Raw genomic sequence first — 17,659 nt, forward strand, 5'->3', positions numbered from 1 at the left:
GAACCGGCAGCAAGAGCTCTCCGTCGATCGCGGGATCCGCATTCGACACGCATGCTCCGCGCCGCCATGGTTTAACCCATGGAACGGCGCGGAGTGTCGTTGAGGGCACCCGTCACCGGCTTTTGATTTCTGTGTGGCGGTGTAGTTTGGCAAAAAGGACAACAGGAGGAACTGGTCATGAACCGTCGCGATCTTCTTTTGAGTGGTGCTGCCGCAATCGGCGTCCTCGGCGCAGCGGCAGCCATGCTTCGCATGGGTGGCCCTCAGCCAGCGCAAGCGGCCGAGAAATTCGAGGTCACCAAGACCGATGACGAATGGAAAGCCATCCTGTCGCCCGCCGCCTTTGACGTGCTGCGCAAGGAAGGCACCGAATATCCCGGCACCAGCCCGCTGCTCAACGAGCACCGCAAGGGCATATTCGCCTGTGCCGGCTGCGACCTGCCGGTCTATCCCTCGGAGACGAAGTTCGATTCCGGCACCGGCTGGCCGAGCTTCTGGCAAGAGATCGCCAATGGCATCGGCAAGACCGAGGACAGGTCGCTCGGCATGACCCGCACCGAAGTCCATTGCCGCCGCTGCGGCGGCCATCTCGGCCATGTCTTCGACGATGGCCCGGCGCCGACCGGCCTGCGCCATTGCATCAACGGCGTGGCGCTGACCTTCAAGCTAGCGAGCGCCTGACTAAATTCGGCTCCAAACGAAAAACTCCGGGTCTTGCGGCCCGGAGTTTTTTGCGCGGTCAGAGCTTTTCGGGCGTGGACTGGAGGAGCTCCCCGAAACCGCTGCCACGTCTGGTATTCTTGTTTTGACGCAATTCCGTACGGAAAACCGCTTCACACTTTTCCTGGAATTGCTTTAGTGCCCGCCGCCTCCGCCGCCACCGGGCGCAGCCGGCTTGTTGATCAGCATGGTGAACAGGCCAAGCGTCGCGAACAGCACCGTCAGCATGTAGAACACGTCCATGAAGGACAGCAGTGCCGCCTGTTGCTGGACCATGCCCGACAGCTTGGAGATCGCGGCACTGGTGGCATCGAGACCCGTGACCTGCTCGAAGTTCAGTGTCATGTTCTGCAACTTGGTCTGCGCGGCGGCACTGCCCCACTGCACATGCTCGGCCAGCCTTGCGTAGTGGAAGGCATTGCGGTCGATCAGCACCGTGTTGATCAGGGCAAGGCCGACGGCACCGCCGAGGTTGCGGGTGAGGTTGAACAGGCCGGACGCATTCTTCAGCCGGTCCGGCGGCAAGGTGCCGAGCGCGATATTGTTGATCGGCACCATGCACAGCATCATCGAACAGCCGCGCAGGATCTGCGGGATCAGTAGCTCATAGAAATCCCAGTCGGCGGTCAGATGCGTCATCCACCAGGTGCCGGTGGCGAAGCCGAAGAAGCCGATCATCATCATCAGCCGCAGATCCATCTTGCTCGACAGGAAGCCCGAGATTGGCGCGGTAACGAACATCGCCAGGCCGCTGACGAACAGCGCCTCGCCGATCATCATCGAATCGTAGCCGCGGATGCGGCCGAGGAAGACCGGATAGAGGTAGGTGAGGCCGTAGAGGCCGATGCCGATGACGAACGAGAACAGCGAGCCGAAGGCGAAGTTGATGTTGGTGAAAGCCTTGAGGTCGACGATCGGCTCCTCCGCCGTGAATGCGCGCCAGAAGAATACGACAGCGCCGACGGTCATGACGATGGCGCAGATGAACACCCCCTGGTCCTGCAGCCAGTCATTGTTCGGGCCTTCTTCGAGCACATATTCCATGCAGCCGAGGAATGCGGCCATGCCGGCAAGGCCCCACCAGTCGAACTTGTTGAACAGCTTGAGATTGGGCTTGTCGAAATCGATCAGCGACCAGGCAGCGGTCGCCACCAGAATGCCCGGCACGACATTGACCAGGAACAGCCAGTGCCATGAAAAGGCATGACTGATATAGCCGCCGACAGTCGGGCCGATGGTCGGCGCCAGCGTCGCCACCAGGCCGATCATCGGCGAGACGATGGCGCGCTTCGAGGGTGGGAAGATAGTGAACGCGGCCGCAAAGACGCTCGGGATCATGCCGCCGCCGATGAAGCCTTGCACGGCGCGGTAGACGATCATCTGGTCGATGTTGGTGGCGGTCGCGGCAAGGGCGCTGGCCGCGGTGAAGCCCGCGGCGGCGATGGTGAACAGCACGCGCGTCGACAGCATGCGGCTGAGGAAGCCCGATAGCGGGATCATCACCACCTCGGCGATCAGATACGCCGTCTGCACCCACGGAATTTCATCGGAACTGGCGCTCAGGCCAGCCTGGATTTCGGCCAGCGAGGCCGAGACGATCTGGATGTCCAGGATCGCCATGAACATGCCGAACACCATCGCCAGGAAGGCGATGACACGCCGCGTCGAAATGGTGTCAGGGACCGCCGGCCTTGCCGGTGGCGCTCCTGCGGTGATGGTTGCGGTTGCCATTGCATGGGCCTCCTTGAGGCAGGCCGGGCGGCTCAGTGCTTAGTCAGCCACCGAGCCGCCCTCCGAAAGGGCTTAGTTGGTCGTCGCGGCAGGGGCGGTGCGGCTGTCGACGTTGACGATGACGCTGAGGCCAGCGCGCAGCTTGCCAGTCTTCAGGGCGTCGGCCGGAACGTCGATGCGGACCGGCACGCGCTGCACCACCTTGGTGAAGTTGCCCGTGGCATTTTCCGGCGGCAGCAGCGAGAACACCGCTCCCGAAGCCGGGGCCAGCGACGAGACGGTTCCCTGGATGGGCTGGCCGTCGATGGCATCGACCGAGATGTTGACCTTTTCGCCGGGAACCAGCCGGGCAAGCTGCGTTTCCTTGAAGTTGGCGACGATGTAGAGCTTGTCCATCGGCACGACGACGGCGAGCTTCTGGCCGGGGCTGACGAGGTCGCCCTGCTCGACCGAGCGGTTGCCGACGACACCATCATAAGGCGCCTTGAGCACGGTGAAGGACAGGTCGCGCGCGGCCTTGTCGCGGCTGAGCTGCAAGGAGGCGAGCGTGCTTGCCGATTCGGCGCGCTGCGCCTCGAACACGCCGATATTGGCCTGTGCGGCGGCGATCTGGGCATCGGCACCGACCAGAGCAGCATTGGCCTGGTCGAGCGCGGTCTGGGCATCGTCCAGCTGCGCCTGCGTGCCGACATGCGTCTTGAGCAGTTGCGCGGCGCGCTGCTGGGCACGCCCGGCATTATCGGCCGCGGCCTGGTCGGCAACCTTCTGCGCCTGAGCCTGCTGCAGAGACGCCTGCGCGGCCTTGGTCTGCGCATCGATGCGGTCGAGCGTCTTGGCCAGCGTGGCGATCTGCGCCTCGGCTTGGGCGACGGCGATCTTGTAGTCACCGTCGTCGATCGTCAGCAGCGGGTCGCCAGCCTTGACCAGCTGGTTCTCGCTCACCTTGACCTGATCGACATAGCCGGAAATCTTGGGCGAGACGAAGGCCATGTCGGCCTGGACATAGGCGTCGTCGGTCGAGATCATGAAACGGCCCGTGGTCCAGTAATCGTAACCATACCAGGCGCCGCCGCTCAGCAGGGCAAGGCCAATGATCGGCAACAGGAAGGAGCGCACCGAGCGCTTCTTCTTGGCCGGAGCTTCAGCCGCCGGCGGCGGTGCGACGACCGGCTGCACGGGAATTTCCGGTGCTTCCGTCGCCGGGGCAACCTTGGCGTTGGGGAAGGGGCGAACCTCGGCTGACGTGGGCGCGTTCGAAGACATGACATCTCTCTAATACAATAATACTGAACCGTTCGGTTCGATCTGGGCGTTGACATAGCGCGAAAAGAGGACCATATCAAGGGGCAATCGAACCGTTTGGTTCGAATTATTTTCGAGGTGTCATCCTATGACCGAAACCTTACCCAATGCCGAAACCTTACCCAATGTAGACCAGGATCCTTGCGACGTGCTGGAGCTGCGTCGCGGCCGCCCGGCGGCGGGGCAAGACCCCGTCAAGCGCGGCCAGATCATCGAAGGCGCCCGCCGTGTTTTCATCGAGAAAGGCTTCGAAGCCGCCTCGATGAACGACATCACGCGCGAAGCCGGTGTCTCCAAGGGCACTATCTATGTCTACTTCGCCAACAAGGAAGAGCTGTTCGAGGCGCTGATCGAGGAAGAGCGCGGCACGATCTTCAAGAACATGTATGACCTGCTCGACCGCGCCGACAATCTGCGCGAAACGCTGGTCAAATACGGCAAGGTGCTGTCACTCAAGATCACCTCGGCCAAGGTCATCCAAGCCCAGCGCACGGTGATCGGTGTCACCGACAGGATGCCCGAGCTTGGCGCACGGTTTTACGAACGCGGTCCCAAGCGCGGCCACGACAAGATGATGACCTTCCTGAACGCGGCTATCGACCGCGGCCTGTTGCGGATCGACGATGTCGATCTCGCGGCTTACCAGCTCACCGAATTGTGCCTGTCCGGCCTTTTCCGCCAATGCATCTTTGCCTACCGCACCAAGGCTCCGGGTCAGGATGAGATCGACCACGTCGTCCGGTCGGGTGTCGACATGTTCCTGAAGGCCTATGGCACCGAGCAGCTTGCGGTCGAAGAAAGCCACGAAATGATCGCAATCGAGGCAAAGGTTTAGCGCGGCGTAGTGCCCGCCGCGCCCAGTTTACCCGCCATTGGCCGCAAGCACGATCGCGGCATGCAACTCTTCGAGGCCTTCGCCCTTTTCCGATGATGTCGCCAGGACGAACGGAAACGCCGCCGGTCGCTTCTTGATCTTGGCCAGCGTCTCCTCGATCAGCCGCGGCACGCCGGCGGCCTTGATCTTGTCGGTCTTGGTCAGCACGATCTGGTAAGACACCGCCGCCTTGTCGAGCAGCGATAGCACCTCGTCGTCCTTGGCCTTGATGCCGTGGCGCGCGTCGATCAGCACATAGACCCGCTTCAGCGTGACACGGCCCTTGAGATAATCGAAGACCAGCTTGGTCCACTCATCGACCTTCTCCTTGGGTGCGGTGGCGTAGCCGTAGCCCGGCATATCGACCAACGCCATCGGCGGCAGATCGGCGCCCTCGCCTGAAAATCCGTCCGGGACGAAGTAGTTGAGTTCCTGCGTGCGCCCCGGCGTGTTTGATGTACGCGCCAGCCCCTTCTGGTTGACCAGCGCGTTGATCAGCGACGATTTGCCGACGTTGGAGCGGCCGGCAAAAGCGATTTCCGGCGGACCTTCCGGCGGCAGGAACTTCATGGCCGGCACGCCGCGAATGAAAATCCACCCGCGCGTGAAGAGGTCGGTGCTGATCACGGTGCTGTTCAGAGCGTTCAAGCTGCTGCCTCCAGAGAGATATCGGCGCCCCAGATGGCGTCGAGGTTGCGGCGATCTTGGCCGCCATGCACTTAGGCGGTCGCACGCGCCCGGTCAAAATAACGTGATCCGCCCTATAGCACCAATCGGCCGAGGAGCGAGTCTTCCATGACAGTCAGGCTCATTTGTTGCCGCGGCAGATCACGATCGGATTGGACAGCGCGCTGTCGAAACCACTGCCCTGGTAGACGGTGACATTCGATGCTCCGGGCGGCAGCAGGAAGGTGCCGTCGACGACTTTCTGATCGCCCGCGGCCGTGTGCAGAGCCCAGCTAAACGTGCAGAATTGCGGCGGTGCCGTGGGTTCGACGTGGCTGCAGTTGAGCTGCGCGCCCCCCAGCATGGCGGCGCCACCGCAGCTCACGGCCTGCCCTGCATCGGCGACGCCCGGGCATCCCAAGAGAGCCGCGACAGCTGCGATCTTTATCCAATTCATCGTCACAATCCTTGCCGGCAAAGTGCCACCGCCAAGCGCCTCTTCGGTGTCGTGGCCCATTCAATTTTTTGGTTTTCGGGGCTTAGCCCGTCTTGCGCGCGCCGTCCAGCAGGATTATGTGCATGATGATAATAAGCATGCTCACGAAAGCTTGTCACCAGATCCTGATCACCTCCCATGTCCTCCTCGCCCAATATCAGCTTCGTGCTGCACGACGTCGCGCGACTGCTTAGAAAGCGGTTTGAGCAGCGTTCGCGCACATCCGGACTGACCCGCGCCCAATGGCAGGTGCTGGCTTATCTTTCGCTGCGTGAGGGCATCCACCAGAACAAACTCGCCGATCTCATCGAGATCATGCCGATCACGCTCGCGCGGCTGCTCGACAAGATGGAGGCGCGCGGCTTCATCGAACGCCGCCCCAATCCTGCCGACCGCAGGGCATGGCTTCTCTATCTGACACCCCAGGCCCATCCGCTGCTCGAAATCATGCGCGCCAATGGCCAGAAAACACGCAACGAAGCCTTTATCGGCCTGTCCGCGGATACCCAGCAGCATCTGCTGCAAACACTAAGCTTGATCAAATCCAATCTGCTCGCGGCTTGCACCCATCCTGCCGTCGACCGGGAGAAAGTACGTGGCTGAATCAACATCCCCCAAGAAGCCCGCCGAGGAACAATCTTCGGCGCGGAAAACCGACCAGATCATCCGGCTGGACAGCGAACGCGAACAGAGGCGCGCCAATGTCGTCATCGACGATGGCGAGCTGGAAGCCCCTGTAGCCCTGGAGCCGGCGGCACTCGAGGCTCCGGCCAAGGAGCCGCAGCCGCAGCAGGCGCCCGCCACCCTTGCCCCTCCCGCGCCTGCCCCGGTCAAGCCAAAGCGCAGCCTGAGGCGGCCGGTCCTGTTTGCCCTGCTTCCCGTCGCGCTGGTCGTTGGCGGCTACTATTATGTCACCGGCGGCCAGGTGATGAGCACGGACAATGCGTACATCCAGGCGCAGTCGCTCGGAGTGTCCACCGATGTCTCCGGCACCGTGCAGGAGATCGACGTGCACGAGAACCAGGTGGTGAAGAAGGGTGACATGCTCTTCCGCCTGCGGCCGGCCTCTTTCGAGACCGCGCTCGCCGCCGCCCAGGCCCAGCTGGGGACCGTGCGCAACCAGGTGCTGACGCTGCAGGCCAGCTACCAGCAGTCACTGTCGCAGATCGAACAGGCGCAGGCCGACCTCCCCTATTACGAGGCCGCCTTCCAGCGGCAGCAGGATCTGCTCAAGACCTCCACCGCCTCGAAGGCATCTTTCGACAGCGCCCAGCACGACCTCGTCGCCGCGCGCCAGAAAGTGTCGGTCGCCAAGGCGCAGGCGCAAGCCATGCTTGCCCAGCTCGGCGGCGACGCCAGCCAGCCGGTGGAGAAGAACCCGTTCTATCTGCAGGCCCAGTCGGGCGTCGACGATGCGCAGCGCAATCTCAACGACTCTATCGTCAAGGCGCCGTTCGACGGCGTGGTCACCAATGTCGATGCGCTCCAGGTCGGCAAGTATCTGCCGGCTTCGCAGCCGGCCTTCAGCCTGATTTCATCGACCGATCTGTGGATCGAAGCGGAGCCGAAGGAAACCGAACTGACCTATGTGCGGCCAGGACAGACGGCGACGATCAGCGTCGACACCTATCCCGGCGCCGTCTGGCACGGCACGGTTGCCTCGATCAGCCCCGCCTCGTCGTCGAGCTTCTCGCTGCTGCCGGCGCAAAACACCACCGGCAACTGGGTCAAGGTCGTGCAGCGCATCCCGATGCGCGTGACGGTCGACGATCCCCAGGGCAAACCGCCGCTGCGCGGCGGAATGAGCGTCGTGGTCGACGTCGACACCGGCCATACGCGCGGCCTGCCGGACTTCATCACCAACCTTCTCAAGATGTTCGGACAGAAATCATGACCAGCGCAGCCGCGGCAGGTGCCACACCGGTGGTCGCCAATCGCGGTGCCATCACCGCCTGCGTGATCCTGGCCGTCATCATGCAGGCGCTGGACACGACCATCGCCAATGTGGCGCTGCCCTATATCCAGGGCAGCGTTTCGGCCAGCGCCGACCAGATCAACTGGGTGCTGACCTCCTACATCGTCGCTGCCGCGGTGATGACACCGCCTTCGGGCTATCTAGCCAATCGTTTCGGCCGCAAGCGCATCCTTTTGACCTCGATCACCGGGTTCGTGGTCGCCTCGGTGCTCTGCGGCTTTGCGCAGTCGCTGCCGCAGATCGTCGGCTTCCGCCTGCTGCAGGGCCTGTTCGGCGCCGCCCTCGTGCCACTGGCACAGAGCATCCTGCTCGATATCTACAGCGTGGAAGAGCGCGGCTCGGCGATGGCACTGTTCGGCGTTTCGGTGATGGTCGGGCCGGTGCTCGGCCCCGTCATCGGCGGCTGGCTGACCGAGAATGTCAGCTGGCGCTGGGTGTTCTACATCAACGTGCCTATCGGCGCTCTGGCCTTCGCCGGCGTGTGGATGTTCGTCCAGGAGACGAAGCTTGATATCAAGGCCAGGCTGGACTGGCTGGGGTTTGGCGCGCTCAGTATCACCATCGCCGCCCTGCAGATGTTTCTCGATCGCGGCGAGCAGCTCAACTGGTTCTCGTCATCCGAGATCATCGTCGAGGCGCTGATCTGCGCATCGGCCTTCTACATCTTCCTCGTCCACACCTTCACCGCCAAAAACACCTTCGTGAACCCGCGGCTTTTCCTCGACAGGAATTTCGCGGTCGGCATGATCTTCATCTTCATCATCGGCATCACCTACCTGGCCTCGCTGGCGCTGATGACGCCCTATCTGCAGACGCTGATGGGCTATCCGGTGGTGACGGCCGGCATCGTCATGGGCCCGCGCGGCCTCGGTACGATGGCGTGCATGTTCCTGGTCGGCAGACTGATCGGCAAGGTGGATACACGATGGCTGCTGTTCATCGGCCTCGCGATCACCGCCTGGGCGATGTACGACATGACCGGTTGGACACCCGACGTGTCGCAATGGACGATCGTCAGCACCGGCTTCATCCAGGGCGCAGGCCTCGGCTTCCTGTTCGTGCCGCTGACCACCATCACCTTCGCCACGCTGGCGCCGGAGCGGCGCGCGGAAGGCACCGGCCTTTACAATCTGTCGCGCAACATCGGCTCCAGCGTCGGCATATCGGTGGTCACCGCGTTGCTGGTGCAGAACGTCCAGATCAACCACGCCAACATCGCCACCTATGTGACGCCCTACAACCAGGCATTCAGCAATCCGGCGATCTTCCAGGCGATGAACCCCTACACCGCCGCCGGCCGCGCCGCGCTGGATGGCGTGGTGACGCTGCAGGCGACTGTTATCAGCTACATGAACGACTTCAAGCTGATGATGATCCTGTCGCTGGCCGCGATCCCGCTGGTTCTGCTGCTGCGCAAGCCAGGCACGCCGGCCAAGGTCGACCACAGCGCCGTGATGGAGTGATGTGCGCGAAGCGGTCGACGTTCGACCGCTGAAGCGCAAGTGCGCAAAAAGAAACCGGGGCCCTGTGAGGGACTACAGGGCCCCGGCCTCGCCGATACGACTTCCCAAGAAACGTGGCACCTCGCATGAGGCGGGGAGGGCAGGCCGAGAAAGCCCAACGACCTGCCCTTGCCCTCTTTTGCCGGAAGCCGTTACTTCGGCAACAGCACCTTGTTGACGACATGGATGACGCCGTTCGACTGGTTGACGTCGGCGATCGTCACCTTCGCCTCGCCGCCGGACTCATCCATGATGTAGAGCTTGCCCTTCTTGACCTCGGCGGTGAGCGTGTCGCCCGAGACGGTCTTCATCTCGTATTTGCCCCCCATCGCCTTGGCCTTCTTCATCATCTCGGCGCCTGAAATCTTGCCGGCCACGACATGCGCGGTCAGCACCTTGGTGAGCTGACCCTTGTTCTCGGGCTTCAGCAGCGTATCGACGGTGCCCTTGGGCAGTGCCGCGAAGGCTTCGTTGGTGGGCGCGAAAACGGTGAACGGACCGGCGCCCTGCAACGTGTCGACCAGGCCGGCGGCCTTGACGGCGGCGACCAGCGTCGTGTGGTCCTTAGAGTTGACGGCGTTCTCGACGATGTTCTTGGTGGTGTACATTGGCGCGCCGCCGACATTCGGGTTCTTGGCGTAGGCGGGAGCGGCAATCGCGACGCTGGCGACGAGTGCGGAAAAGGCGATGGTCCTGAATGACGGCATGCGCATATGGTCTTCCTCCGGGTGAGGGCTGATCGGAATTGATAAGCCTTTGGAAATGCACACGCAGTCACGCCGCGTGGCGGGTGGCAGTTTCAGCGATCACGGGAACGTGATCGATCGCTTGCCCAAAGAAAAAGCCCGGACGAGCCGGGCTTTCTGGAAAAGAGAGAGACCTGTTCCGCTTCCTGGAGAAGATGAGCGGCTACTCCGCCGGCGACGGTTTCTTTCGAAACAATGCGACCAGATTGTCCCACAGCTCGATCTTGGCGCCCTGGCGTTTCATGATGACGCCCTGCTGGAGGATCGACAACGAATTGTTCCAGGCCCAGTAGATGACGAGGCCGGCCGGGAAACCCGCCATCATGAAGGTGAAGATCACCGGCATCCAGGTGAAGATCGCGGCTTGCGTCGGATCCGGCGGCGTCGGGTTCATGCGCATCTGCAGGAACATGGTGACGCCCATGATCAGCGGCCAAACGCCGATCATCAGCATGTGCGGCAGCGTCACCGGCACAAGGCCGAACAGGTTGAAGATCGAGGTCGGATCGGGCGCCGCCAGATCCTGGATCCAGCCGAAGAATGGCGCGTGGCGCATCTCGATGGTGATGTAGAGCACCTTGTAGAGCGAGAAGAAGACCGGGATCTGCAGCGCCACCGGCCAACAGCCGGCAAGCGGATTGATCTTCTCGGTCTTGTACAGCTCCATCATCGCCTGCTGCTGCTTCATCTTGTCGTCCGCGTATTTCTCGCGGATCTCGAGCATCTTGGGCTGCACCTTCTTCATGTTCGCCATCGACGCGTAGGACTTGTTGGCGAGCGGGAAGAAAAGCGCCTTGACGATGACGGTGGTGGCGAGGATCGCCAGGCCGAAATTGCCGAAGAATTTGTAGAGCGTGTCGATCAGCCAGAACATCGGCTTGGTGATGAAATAGAACCAGCCCCAGTCGATCACCAGATTGAACTGGCGAATGTCGCGGTCCTTCTCATAGGCGTTGATCTTGGCGACTTCCTTGGCGCCGGCGAAGATCTCGGTCTCGACGGTCGCTGACTGGCCGGCCCCGACATTGATTGCATCGGTGAGGAAGTCGGACTGGTAACGATGCCGACCATCCTCGAAAAAGGCATAGCGCGGCTGGAACGGCTGCTTCTCGGTCGGTACCAGCGTCACCGCCCAGTATTTGTCGGTGATGCCGAGCCAGCCATCGGTCGACTTGCCGGGCGTGACCTGCTTTTCGGATTCGATCTTGGCGTATTTGTATTCGGCCAGGCCCTCGGTCCCGGTCACGCCGATCAGGCCTTCATGCAGCACATAGGTGCTGGCGACAGCCGGCTTGTCATAGCGTGTGACGCGGCCGTAATTGAACAGCGACACCGCGCTCGAGCCGGAATTCTGCACCGTGTCCGAGACCGTGAACATGTAGTTGGCGTCGACGGAGAAGGTGCGCTTGAAGGTCAGGCCCTTGTCGTTGGTGTAGGTGAGCGTCACCGGGGTCGACGGGCTCAGCGTCGGATTGCCGTCCACGCTCCACACCGTTTCCGCACCCGGCACGGCACCGGTCTTGTCGTTGCCGACAAAGCCGATCTCGGCGAAATAGCCGTTGGGCAGCGCTTGCGGGTTGAGCAAGCTGATCTCGGGCGAAGTCTTGTCTACGGTTTCCGTGTAGTGCTTCAGCTTGAGGTCATCGAGGCGCGCACCGGTCAGGTTGATCGAGCCCTCGAGGCTCGGCGTGTCGATCTTGACGCGTTTCGAAGTGGCAAGCGCCTGGTCGCGGCTGGCAGCGGTGACGACATCGCCGCCGGGCGCGCTGGGAATGGTCCCCGGCGCCGGCGCCGGCGTGCCGCCCGGGTTGGCGGCGTCGGCTGCCTTCTTCTGTTCTTCCACCCGCTGCTGTTCGATACGGGCAGCATCGCGCTGCGCCTCGCTGCGCGGCAGCACATAAAAGTACTGCCACAATGCCAGGATCAGCACCGACAGCGCGATGGTGATGAAGAAGTTCCGGTTGTTTTCCATCGAGAGCCTTGGCCTATCGTGTTCCGCGAAGTCGGCGGGAGAGTTCGGTCTTCAACTGGCCGAACGGGGCGCGTAGCGCATCATCGCGTCCGACGATGACATAGTCACTGCCGGGCACCATGTCATCGGCGGCATGCGTGCGGACGGCTTCTTTCAGCCGCCGCCGGACGCGGTTGCGAACAACCGCATTGCCGACTTTCTTGGTGACGGTAAACCCGACGCGCGGCGACAGGCCGTCGCCGCGGTCGAGAACCTCAACGAGGAAAAACCGCCCGCGTCGCTTTTCACCACGACGGACGGCCAGGAATTGCGCGCGTTTCAGAAGCCGCTTGGGATTGACCCCCACTGGCTTGCCGGTTGCGGGCAACGATTTCGTCTCGCTTAGGCGCTGAGCCGCTTGCGGCCGCGATTGCGGCGAGCTGCGACGACACCACGACCACCCTTGGTGGCCATGCGGGCACGGAAGCCGTGCCGACGTTTGCGGACGAGTTTGGACGGTTGGTAGGTACGCTTCATTTGTTTTAATACCGCGGGGTGCGGCCCTTCTTGATTCTGTCACTGTGTAACAGGAGCTTTGCCGGGCCGGCTTTGGCGCGATCGAAACCGCGCCGGGATGTATGGCCCGAGCGTGAGCGGGCTTATAGAAAGAAGGGTTTTGGAAGTCAATCCGGAGTCGTGGCGCCATGGACGCCGGCTTCATGACAGTAATTTAATGTTCCGACCAAAGGATGAAATTGGCAAAAATGCCGTAATCCCCTAATGTTGGCTGATCAAGTGATTGTGAAGATCGAGTCGCATGAGCGAAGCCAGCCAAGCGGGGGAAGGGATCGGAACGGCGCCCGCCGCCGGCCGCAGCGTGCCCTTGTCGCGCGGTCTGTCGACAAAACTGCTGCTCCTGACCATCGTTTTCGTGCTTCTGGCCGAAGTGCTCATCTTCCTGCCCTGGATCGCCAGTTATCGGCTGAGCTGGCTCAAGGAGCGGCTAAGCACGGCCGCCGCCGTATCGATCGTGCTTGTGCAGGGCGAGTCCACCTCCTTGTCGCGCACGGCCCAGAACGACGTGCTGATGGCGATCGGCGCGAAGGCGATCGCCGTGCGCGATGGCGGCGTCTCGCGGCTTCTGGTGGTGGCCGACATGCCGCCGCAGGTCGACGAGCATATCGACCTGTCCAGCGTCGGCATGGTCAAGGGTATGACCGGCGCGCTCGACACGCTGTTCTTCGGCGGCGACCGGATGCTGCGTGTTTTCGGGCCGGTCGGCGACAGCGACAAGGAGTTCGAGCTGATCATGCCGGACTATTCGCTGCGCAAGGCCATGCTCATCTATTCGCGCAACGTCGCCTTCGTCTCGTTGCTGATCTCGCTGTTCACGGCCATGCTGGTCTACGCCGCGATCGACCTGATCATGATCGGGCCGATCCGCACCATGACGCGTTCGATGCTGTCCTTCTCCGAAGCGCCCGACGACCCCGGGCGCATCATCCATCCCGCCGCCCGCTCCGACGAGATCGGCGTTGCCGAACGCGAGCTGTCGCAGATGCAGGAGCGGCTGCAGAAAATGCTCTCCGAGCAGAAACACCTCGCCGATCTCGGCCTGGCGGTCTCCAAGATCAACCACGACATGCGCAACATCCTGGCTTCGGCGCAGCTGATTTCGGACCGCCTGCGCCTGGTCAAGGACCCGACTGTGCAGGCCTTCGCGCCGAAGCTTTTGCGCGCGCTCGACAGGGCCGTTTCCTATTCGGAAGGCGTGCTTCACTATGGCCGCACGCAGGAGCCGCCGCCCTCGCGCCGCAGGGTGCGGCTGCGTCAGCTGGTCGAGGACGTGCACGGCCTGCTCGACATCGAGGAAGGCATCGAGTTCATCAATGCTGTCGAGTCGGCTTTCGAGGTGGACGCCGATTCCGATCAGCTTTTCCGCGTGCTCACCAATCTGTGCCGCAATTCGGTGCAGGCGATGGCCGGAGACACCGAGAGCGCCGTGGTGCGGCGGCTCGCCGTATCGGCCGTGCGGATGGGCAGCGTCAGCCGCGTCACTGTCACCGATACCGGCCCCGGCCTGCCGCCAAAGGCACGCGAGAACCTGTTTGCGGCATTCCGCGGCTCGGCGCGCAGCGGCGGCACCGGCCTTGGCCTGGCGATCGCGCACGAACTGATCCGCGCGCATGGCGGCACGGTGGAGCTGGTCGAGTCGATTGGCGGGCGCACCACGTTCGCCGTCACCATCCCCGACCAGCCGGTGCGGCTCGACCAGGCCCGCGGCAGCCTACGCCGCCCGGCGTAACGACTTAGGCGCCGTTTGCCTGGCGCCCCTACCGCCTTCCCGGCCCCATGCTTTTATCAGCCCTCCAGCTTCGATCCCCGTGGCCTTGGGGTCGAGCCGGCTTTGTGGCGGCGTCGACGCGACGCGGTCGAGCCCGTCATTCACCAGATGACAGGCTTGCGACAAAACTTTTGCTCGATCGACTTGCTTTTCGCAAATTCAGTCGCTAGGGAACTGCACACATCGCGGCCGGCCCCTCACGGATCGGATCGCGGGGCTGTTGGAAACACGGCCTGATGCGCGCCCGTAGCTCAGCTGGATAGAGCACCAGACTACGAATCTGGGGGTCAGGAGTTCGAATCTCTTCGGGCGCGCCATTTTATCCGATTGATTTCCCGCCGCTTTTAATAGTCGCCATTGACCTCGATCCAGTAGCCATCGGGATCCCTGAGATAGACGGATCGCTGCCCGTCCGCCCTCACGTGCTCCTTGCCGATCTCGCCTGCAAGGTTGCCGAACGGAATGCCCTTGCTGCTTAAATGCTGCAAAGCCTGCGCGAAATCGGTGGTGGAGATGCAAAAATGCGTCGACATCGTCACGAAGGTCTTGCCGAAATCACCTTCGATCAGATGAAGCGACTGTCCCTCGCCGAGGCCGAACCAGCGGATGTTAGGCTTTCCTGCGGCACAAGCAATCTCGGGCAGTTGGAGTGCATCCTGATAGAACTTCGCGCTGGCTGCCAGATCACGGACGCGGAGGGAAACATGATTGAGGCGCAGTGCGACCACGACGGTCTCCTTCAGCCACCGAGACTAGGGATCGTGCGTTGGCCGAGCCTTCGCGTCAATAGGGCCATCGAGCGTCGATACGCCAGGTAATCGTCGTCGGCTTCGACATGCAGCTCGGCCCATGCTCGGAGCGGAGGCGTTGGGCCAGGAGGGCGCTGCTTGGCACGATGATTAGCTTCTTCCCGTTGCCGGGGATCGCGCCCCTGGGCTCGCACGGCGCCAAACCTCCTTTATATAGTTTCTGCCGATACAGCCGATACTGTCTGTTCGCATGCAGCGGGCGGAGCCTTTGGAGTAGATCCGACCATGCCCCATCCCAGCATTAAGCGCGCGCTGATCACCGGCGCCGGAGCAGCCGACGGCATCGGCTTCGCCATTGCCCTGCAGCTTGGCCGTGGAGGCCATGCCGTGTTCCTCACCGGCGCCAGTGCGCGCGTGCTCGACCGCGCCGCCGAGCTTTGCGCCGAAGGCATCGACGCCAGCGCCGTGGTCGCCGATCTCACCATCGCTGCCGATGTCGCGCGGCTGCGGGCTGATGTCGGCGCCGTCGATATCCTCGTCAACAATGCCGGCATGGGCTCGCTGGCATCGCCCTCCATCGACAAGGCATTTCTCGCCATGACCGAGGCCGAGTGGGACCGGGGCATCGAGGTCAGCCTGAAGACCGCGTTTCTGGTCACCCGAGCCTTCCTGCCGGCGATGGTCGAAGCGGGCTACGGGCGCATCGTCAGTGTGGCGTCGGTGACCGGGCCGCTGGTGTCTTTCGAAGGCACATCAGCCTATTCCGCCGCCAAGGCCGGCATGGTCGGCCTGACGCGCACGCTGGCGCTGGAAGTGGCCAGGAGCGGCATAACCGTCAACGCAGTGGCGCCCGGCTGGATCGAAACCGGCGCGTCGAGCGAGATGGAGCGGATAGCGGCCCTGCATACGCCGCCGGCGCGAGGCGGCCGACCCGATGAAGTGGCAGCGGCGGTCGTGTTCCTGGCCTCGGAAGGCGCCAGCTATGTCAACGGTGTCCTTTTGGTGGTCGACGGCGGCAACAGCCTGCAGGAGCACAAGGGTTGAAGGCTCGGTCGGGCCTGGTGCCCTGCCGCCAATCAGCGGAACCAAACCGCTCGGCAGCGGTTTTCTCCTTGAAGGGACCACTGACCTCAAGGGTTCGGAACAATGTACGACCATCTGGAACTGGAATTGGCGAGAGCCAGGCAGCGCGTCATGCGTGCGGAACTGTTTCTCACGCGAGCGAATGAAATGCTGGACGACGAGCGTGGCGTCGGCATCAGCCTTGCCTTGTGCTGCCGGATCAGATCCGAGCAAAAACGTTTGGCTGAAGCGCGCTCTCGCCTCCGCCACATCGATCCCGCCACCCACTGATTGTCCGATGGCTATGACGCCCTTCGAATCTCCCGAAAAGAGTGCCGCATCTCGCGCCGCAAAGCTCGCCGTGCTGCGAAAGCTGATGGTGAAGCATATCGAGCGCATCGATGCTCAGGCTCAGAATGTCGAACAGGCGCTGGCGGTATTGGCCGAGGCAACGTCTCGAGCCAGCGGCGCGCATCGATAGGGTCAGGTGGTCCGCTCAGGACGCCTTGGCGAAAAAGCTCTGATAGTCCGACTTCGCCTGCAGCAGCCGCAGCACGTTGTCGCGCGATCCCGCACATAGGCGGCCGGCCGGTGACCAGGCCGTCGCGTTTGAGGCGGTTGAAGGCTTCGCGCACCGTCGTGCGGCTGACATTCATTTTTCTCAAAGACTCGCCCGGCCCGAAATAGATCGTGCCGGTGGTGCATTGCACCGTCGTCACTGAGGGTATTGACGACCAAACAAAATGCGGATTTGATAATACGTGGATACAAAAATACTTTTAGGTGCCCCATGCCAGCAGCCTTTCCGGCAGAGCCACAGATGTCCGCCACCGCGGAGGAAGAGGCGTACAGGCACCTTCAGAGAGCCCTTCGCCTCGGACGCTACAAACCGGGCGAGAGGCTTATTCCGGAGGAGATTGCCGCCGAGATCGGCATGAGTCGCATGCCTGTGCGGGAAGCCTTTCGGCGCCTGGCCTCCGACGGGCTGGTGGTCCTGCGGCCCAATCGTGGATGCGTGGTCGCAGGCCTGACGGTCGATGAGCTTTACGAGATTTTCGAAATTCGCTCGGTTCTGGAGGGACTGGCCGTAAGGCTGGCGATGCCCCGGATCGATGAGGAGGAGTTCGAGGAACTCGAGCGCCTGCTCGAGCGCATGGAACGCGCGGGCCAGAGCGGCAGCAGCGACTGGGTGGTCCGCCACCAGGAATTCCATGGCCGTATCTGTGCGCTAAGCCGGAGGCCCAAGCTTATCCACCAGATATCGGCGCTGCATGTCGTGATAGAGCCCTACATGCGCATCTGGTTCGACGACTGTGACAAGCCGCATTCTGCGCGCGAGGAGCATGCCGCCGTGATCGCGGCCTTGCGTTCAGGCGACGAACTTCACGCGGAAAAGGTGATGCAGGATCACATTCTCAGCACAGCACCGATGCTGGCCGAGTTCGTGAGTCCGAGCCGGTGACGAACGCCGGCCGGACAAGAATGGCCTCGAACCGGCAATGCGGCCGGACGTAGGAACAGATCGATCAGCCTGTCAAAAA

At 62.6% G+C, this 17,659-nt stretch carries 19 protein-coding genes, 1 tRNA gene and 1 pseudogene; 11 read left to right on the forward strand and 10 right to left on the reverse strand.

Features of this window, described 5'->3' with window-relative positions:
• Positions 1 to 177 precede the first annotated feature (177 nt).
• A complete protein-coding gene (msrB, locus tag ACZYHG_RS05590) occupies positions 178 to 681 on the forward strand; it encodes a peptide-methionine (R)-S-oxide reductase MsrB (RefSeq protein WP_464612906.1) in 504 nt (167 codons plus the stop codon).
• Positions 682 to 855: 174 nt separating this feature from the next.
• Here the strand turns inward: msrB and ACZYHG_RS05595 are convergent, their stop codons facing one another.
• Both ACZYHG_RS05595 and ACZYHG_RS05600 read right to left on the reverse strand, forming a co-directional pair.
• Complete coding sequence (locus tag ACZYHG_RS05595; RefSeq protein ID WP_464612907.1) at positions 856 to 2,451, reverse strand: DHA2 family efflux MFS transporter permease subunit; 1,596 nt, start codon at positions 2,449 to 2,451, stop codon at positions 856 to 858.
• Positions 2,452 to 2,523: 72 nt separating this feature from the next.
• Positions 2,524 to 3,714, reverse strand: a complete 1,191-nt coding sequence (locus tag ACZYHG_RS05600) for an HlyD family secretion protein (RefSeq protein ID WP_464612908.1) — start codon at positions 3,712 to 3,714, stop codon at positions 2,524 to 2,526.
• Positions 3,715 to 3,841: 127 nt separating this feature from the next.
• Here ACZYHG_RS05600 and ACZYHG_RS05605 point away from each other — a divergent pair, with 127 nt between their 5' ends.
• A complete protein-coding gene (locus tag ACZYHG_RS05605) occupies positions 3,842 to 4,588 on the forward strand; it encodes a TetR/AcrR family transcriptional regulator (RefSeq protein WP_464612909.1) in 747 nt (248 codons plus the stop codon).
• A gap of 27 nt (positions 4,589 to 4,615) precedes the next feature.
• On the opposite strand, the gene yihA is transcribed toward ACZYHG_RS05605, so the two are convergent.
• Positions 4,616 to 5,275, reverse strand: a complete 660-nt coding sequence (yihA, locus tag ACZYHG_RS05610) for a ribosome biogenesis GTP-binding protein YihA/YsxC (RefSeq protein ID WP_027032342.1) — start codon at positions 5,273 to 5,275, stop codon at positions 4,616 to 4,618.
• A gap of 160 nt (positions 5,276 to 5,435) precedes the next feature.
• Positions 5,436 to 5,810 (reverse strand): hypothetical protein, encoded by a 375-nt coding sequence (locus tag ACZYHG_RS05615; RefSeq protein ID WP_464612910.1) that lies wholly within the window; start codon positions 5,808 to 5,810, stop codon positions 5,436 to 5,438.
• A gap of 117 nt (positions 5,811 to 5,927) precedes the next feature.
• On the opposite strand from ACZYHG_RS05615, the gene ACZYHG_RS05620 reads away from it, so the two are divergent.
• Genes ACZYHG_RS05620 through ACZYHG_RS05630 form a run of 3 tightly spaced genes read left to right on the forward strand, consistent with a single transcriptional unit; the run spans position 5,928 to position 9,227 of the window.
• Complete coding sequence (locus tag ACZYHG_RS05620; protein WP_464612911.1) at positions 5,928 to 6,392, forward strand: MarR family winged helix-turn-helix transcriptional regulator; 465 nt, start codon at positions 5,928 to 5,930, stop codon at positions 6,390 to 6,392.
• Positions 6,385 to 7,683 carry an HlyD family secretion protein gene (locus ACZYHG_RS05625; protein ID WP_464612912.1) on the forward strand — a complete coding sequence of 433 codons (1,299 nt, stop codon included), beginning with the start codon at positions 6,385 to 6,387 and terminating at the stop codon, positions 7,681 to 7,683. Before ACZYHG_RS05620 ends, ACZYHG_RS05625 begins: the two co-directional genes overlap by 8 nt.
• The gene (locus ACZYHG_RS05630) at positions 7,680 to 9,227 is read left to right on the forward strand and encodes a DHA2 family efflux MFS transporter permease subunit (RefSeq protein WP_464612913.1); all 1,548 of its coding nucleotides are present in this window, start codon (positions 7,680 to 7,682) and stop codon (positions 9,225 to 9,227) included. Before ACZYHG_RS05625 ends, ACZYHG_RS05630 begins: the two co-directional genes overlap by 4 nt.
• A gap of 191 nt (positions 9,228 to 9,418) precedes the next feature.
• Here ACZYHG_RS05630 and ACZYHG_RS05635 read toward each other — a convergent pair whose 3' ends face one another.
• The 4 genes from ACZYHG_RS05635 to rpmH all read right to left on the reverse strand — a co-directional run bounded on the left by ACZYHG_RS05635 (position 9,419) and on the right by rpmH (position 12,500).
• Entirely contained in the window at positions 9,419 to 9,979 is a 561-nt protein-coding gene (locus ACZYHG_RS05635; RefSeq protein ID WP_027060748.1) for a fasciclin domain-containing protein, read from the reverse strand.
• A 196-nt stretch (positions 9,980 to 10,175) separates the two neighbouring features.
• Positions 10,176 to 11,984 (reverse strand): membrane protein insertase YidC, encoded by a 1,809-nt coding sequence (gene yidC, locus ACZYHG_RS05640; protein ID WP_464612914.1) that lies wholly within the window; start codon positions 11,982 to 11,984, stop codon positions 10,176 to 10,178.
• Between the two features lie 13 nt (positions 11,985 to 11,997).
• A complete protein-coding gene (gene rnpA / locus ACZYHG_RS05645; RefSeq protein ID WP_464612915.1) occupies positions 11,998 to 12,351 on the reverse strand; it encodes a ribonuclease P protein component in 354 nt (117 codons plus the stop codon).
• Positions 12,352 to 12,365: 14 nt separating this feature from the next.
• Positions 12,366 to 12,500, reverse strand: a complete 135-nt coding sequence (gene rpmH / locus ACZYHG_RS05650) for a 50S ribosomal protein L34 (RefSeq protein ID WP_008833937.1) — start codon at positions 12,498 to 12,500, stop codon at positions 12,366 to 12,368.
• A 280-nt stretch (positions 12,501 to 12,780) separates the two neighbouring features.
• Between rpmH and ACZYHG_RS05655 the strand changes: the two genes are divergently transcribed.
• Together ACZYHG_RS05655 and ACZYHG_RS05660 are read left to right on the forward strand one after the other, a co-directional pair.
• Entirely contained in the window at positions 12,781 to 14,268 is a 1,488-nt protein-coding gene (locus ACZYHG_RS05655) for an ATP-binding protein (RefSeq protein WP_464612916.1), read from the forward strand.
• A gap of 279 nt (positions 14,269 to 14,547) precedes the next feature.
• Positions 14,548 to 14,624: transfer RNA gene (locus ACZYHG_RS05660), tRNA-Arg, on the forward strand.
• A 27-nt stretch (positions 14,625 to 14,651) separates the two neighbouring features.
• On the opposite strand, the gene ACZYHG_RS05665 is transcribed toward ACZYHG_RS05660, so the two are convergent.
• Entirely contained in the window at positions 14,652 to 15,035 is a 384-nt protein-coding gene (locus tag ACZYHG_RS05665; RefSeq protein ID WP_464612917.1) for a VOC family protein, read from the reverse strand.
• Between the two features lie 306 nt (positions 15,036 to 15,341).
• On the opposite strand from ACZYHG_RS05665, the gene ACZYHG_RS05670 reads away from it, so the two are divergent.
• The 3 genes from ACZYHG_RS05670 (at position 15,342) to ACZYHG_RS05680 (ending at position 16,599) form a co-directional block, all read left to right on the forward strand.
• Positions 15,342 to 16,100 (forward strand): SDR family NAD(P)-dependent oxidoreductase, encoded by a 759-nt coding sequence (locus tag ACZYHG_RS05670; protein WP_464612918.1) that lies wholly within the window; start codon positions 15,342 to 15,344, stop codon positions 16,098 to 16,100.
• A gap of 102 nt (positions 16,101 to 16,202) precedes the next feature.
• A complete protein-coding gene (locus ACZYHG_RS05675; protein WP_464612919.1) occupies positions 16,203 to 16,409 on the forward strand; it encodes a hypothetical protein in 207 nt (68 codons plus the stop codon).
• Positions 16,410 to 16,416: 7 nt separating this feature from the next.
• Positions 16,417 to 16,599: a hypothetical protein gene (locus tag ACZYHG_RS05680; protein WP_464614871.1), complete on the forward strand. Its 183-nt coding sequence runs from the start codon at positions 16,417 to 16,419 to the stop codon at positions 16,597 to 16,599.
• A gap of 112 nt (positions 16,600 to 16,711) precedes the next feature.
• Here ACZYHG_RS05680 and ACZYHG_RS05685 read toward each other — a convergent pair.
• Positions 16,712 to 16,774 (reverse strand): annotated as a pseudogene (locus ACZYHG_RS05685) (GntR family transcriptional regulator); the annotation flags it as partial.
• Positions 16,775 to 16,938: 164 nt separating this feature from the next.
• On the opposite strand from ACZYHG_RS05685, the gene ACZYHG_RS05690 reads away from it, so the two are divergent.
• Entirely contained in the window at positions 16,939 to 17,580 is a 642-nt protein-coding gene (locus ACZYHG_RS05690) for a GntR family transcriptional regulator (protein ID WP_464612920.1), read from the forward strand.
• Positions 17,581 to 17,659 lie beyond the last annotated feature (79 nt).

Source organism: Mesorhizobium subarcticum (assembly GCF_055456085.1).

Coding starts and splice junctions, on each gene's coding strand:
- ACZYHG_RS05670 (WP_464612918.1), top strand. CDS start 15,342: ATGCCCCATCCCAGCATTAAGCGCGCGCTGATCACCGGCGCCGGAGCA.
- ACZYHG_RS05655 (WP_464612916.1), top strand. CDS start 12,781: ATGAGCGAAGCCAGCCAAGCGGGGGAAGGGATCGGAACGGCGCCCGCC.
- ACZYHG_RS05600 (WP_464612908.1), bottom strand. CDS start 3,714: ATGTCTTCGAACGCGCCCACGTCAGCCGAGGTTCGCCCCTTCCCCAAC.
- ACZYHG_RS05605 (WP_464612909.1), top strand. CDS start 3,842: ATGACCGAAACCTTACCCAATGCCGAAACCTTACCCAATGTAGACCAG.
- ACZYHG_RS05675 (WP_464612919.1), top strand. CDS start 16,203: ATGTACGACCATCTGGAACTGGAATTGGCGAGAGCCAGGCAGCGCGTC.
- ACZYHG_RS05680 (WP_464614871.1), top strand. CDS start 16,417: ATGGCTATGACGCCCTTCGAATCTCCCGAAAAGAGTGCCGCATCTCGC.
- ACZYHG_RS05595 (WP_464612907.1), bottom strand. CDS start 2,451: ATGGCAACCGCAACCATCACCGCAGGAGCGCCACCGGCAAGGCCGGCG.
- ACZYHG_RS05615 (WP_464612910.1), bottom strand. CDS start 5,810: ATGGGCCACGACACCGAAGAGGCGCTTGGCGGTGGCACTTTGCCGGCA.
- yidC (WP_464612914.1), bottom strand. CDS start 11,984: ATGGAAAACAACCGGAACTTCTTCATCACCATCGCGCTGTCGGTGCTG.
- ACZYHG_RS05635 (WP_027060748.1), bottom strand. CDS start 9,979: ATGCGCATGCCGTCATTCAGGACCATCGCCTTTTCCGCACTCGTCGCC.
- ACZYHG_RS05620 (WP_464612911.1), top strand. CDS start 5,928: ATGTCCTCCTCGCCCAATATCAGCTTCGTGCTGCACGACGTCGCGCGA.
- msrB (WP_464612906.1), top strand. CDS start 178: ATGAACCGTCGCGATCTTCTTTTGAGTGGTGCTGCCGCAATCGGCGTC.
- rpmH (WP_008833937.1), bottom strand. CDS start 12,500: ATGAAGCGTACCTACCAACCGTCCAAACTCGTCCGCAAACGTCGGCAC.
- ACZYHG_RS05690 (WP_464612920.1), top strand. CDS start 16,939: ATGTCCGCCACCGCGGAGGAAGAGGCGTACAGGCACCTTCAGAGAGCC.
- ACZYHG_RS05630 (WP_464612913.1), top strand. CDS start 7,680: ATGACCAGCGCAGCCGCGGCAGGTGCCACACCGGTGGTCGCCAATCGC.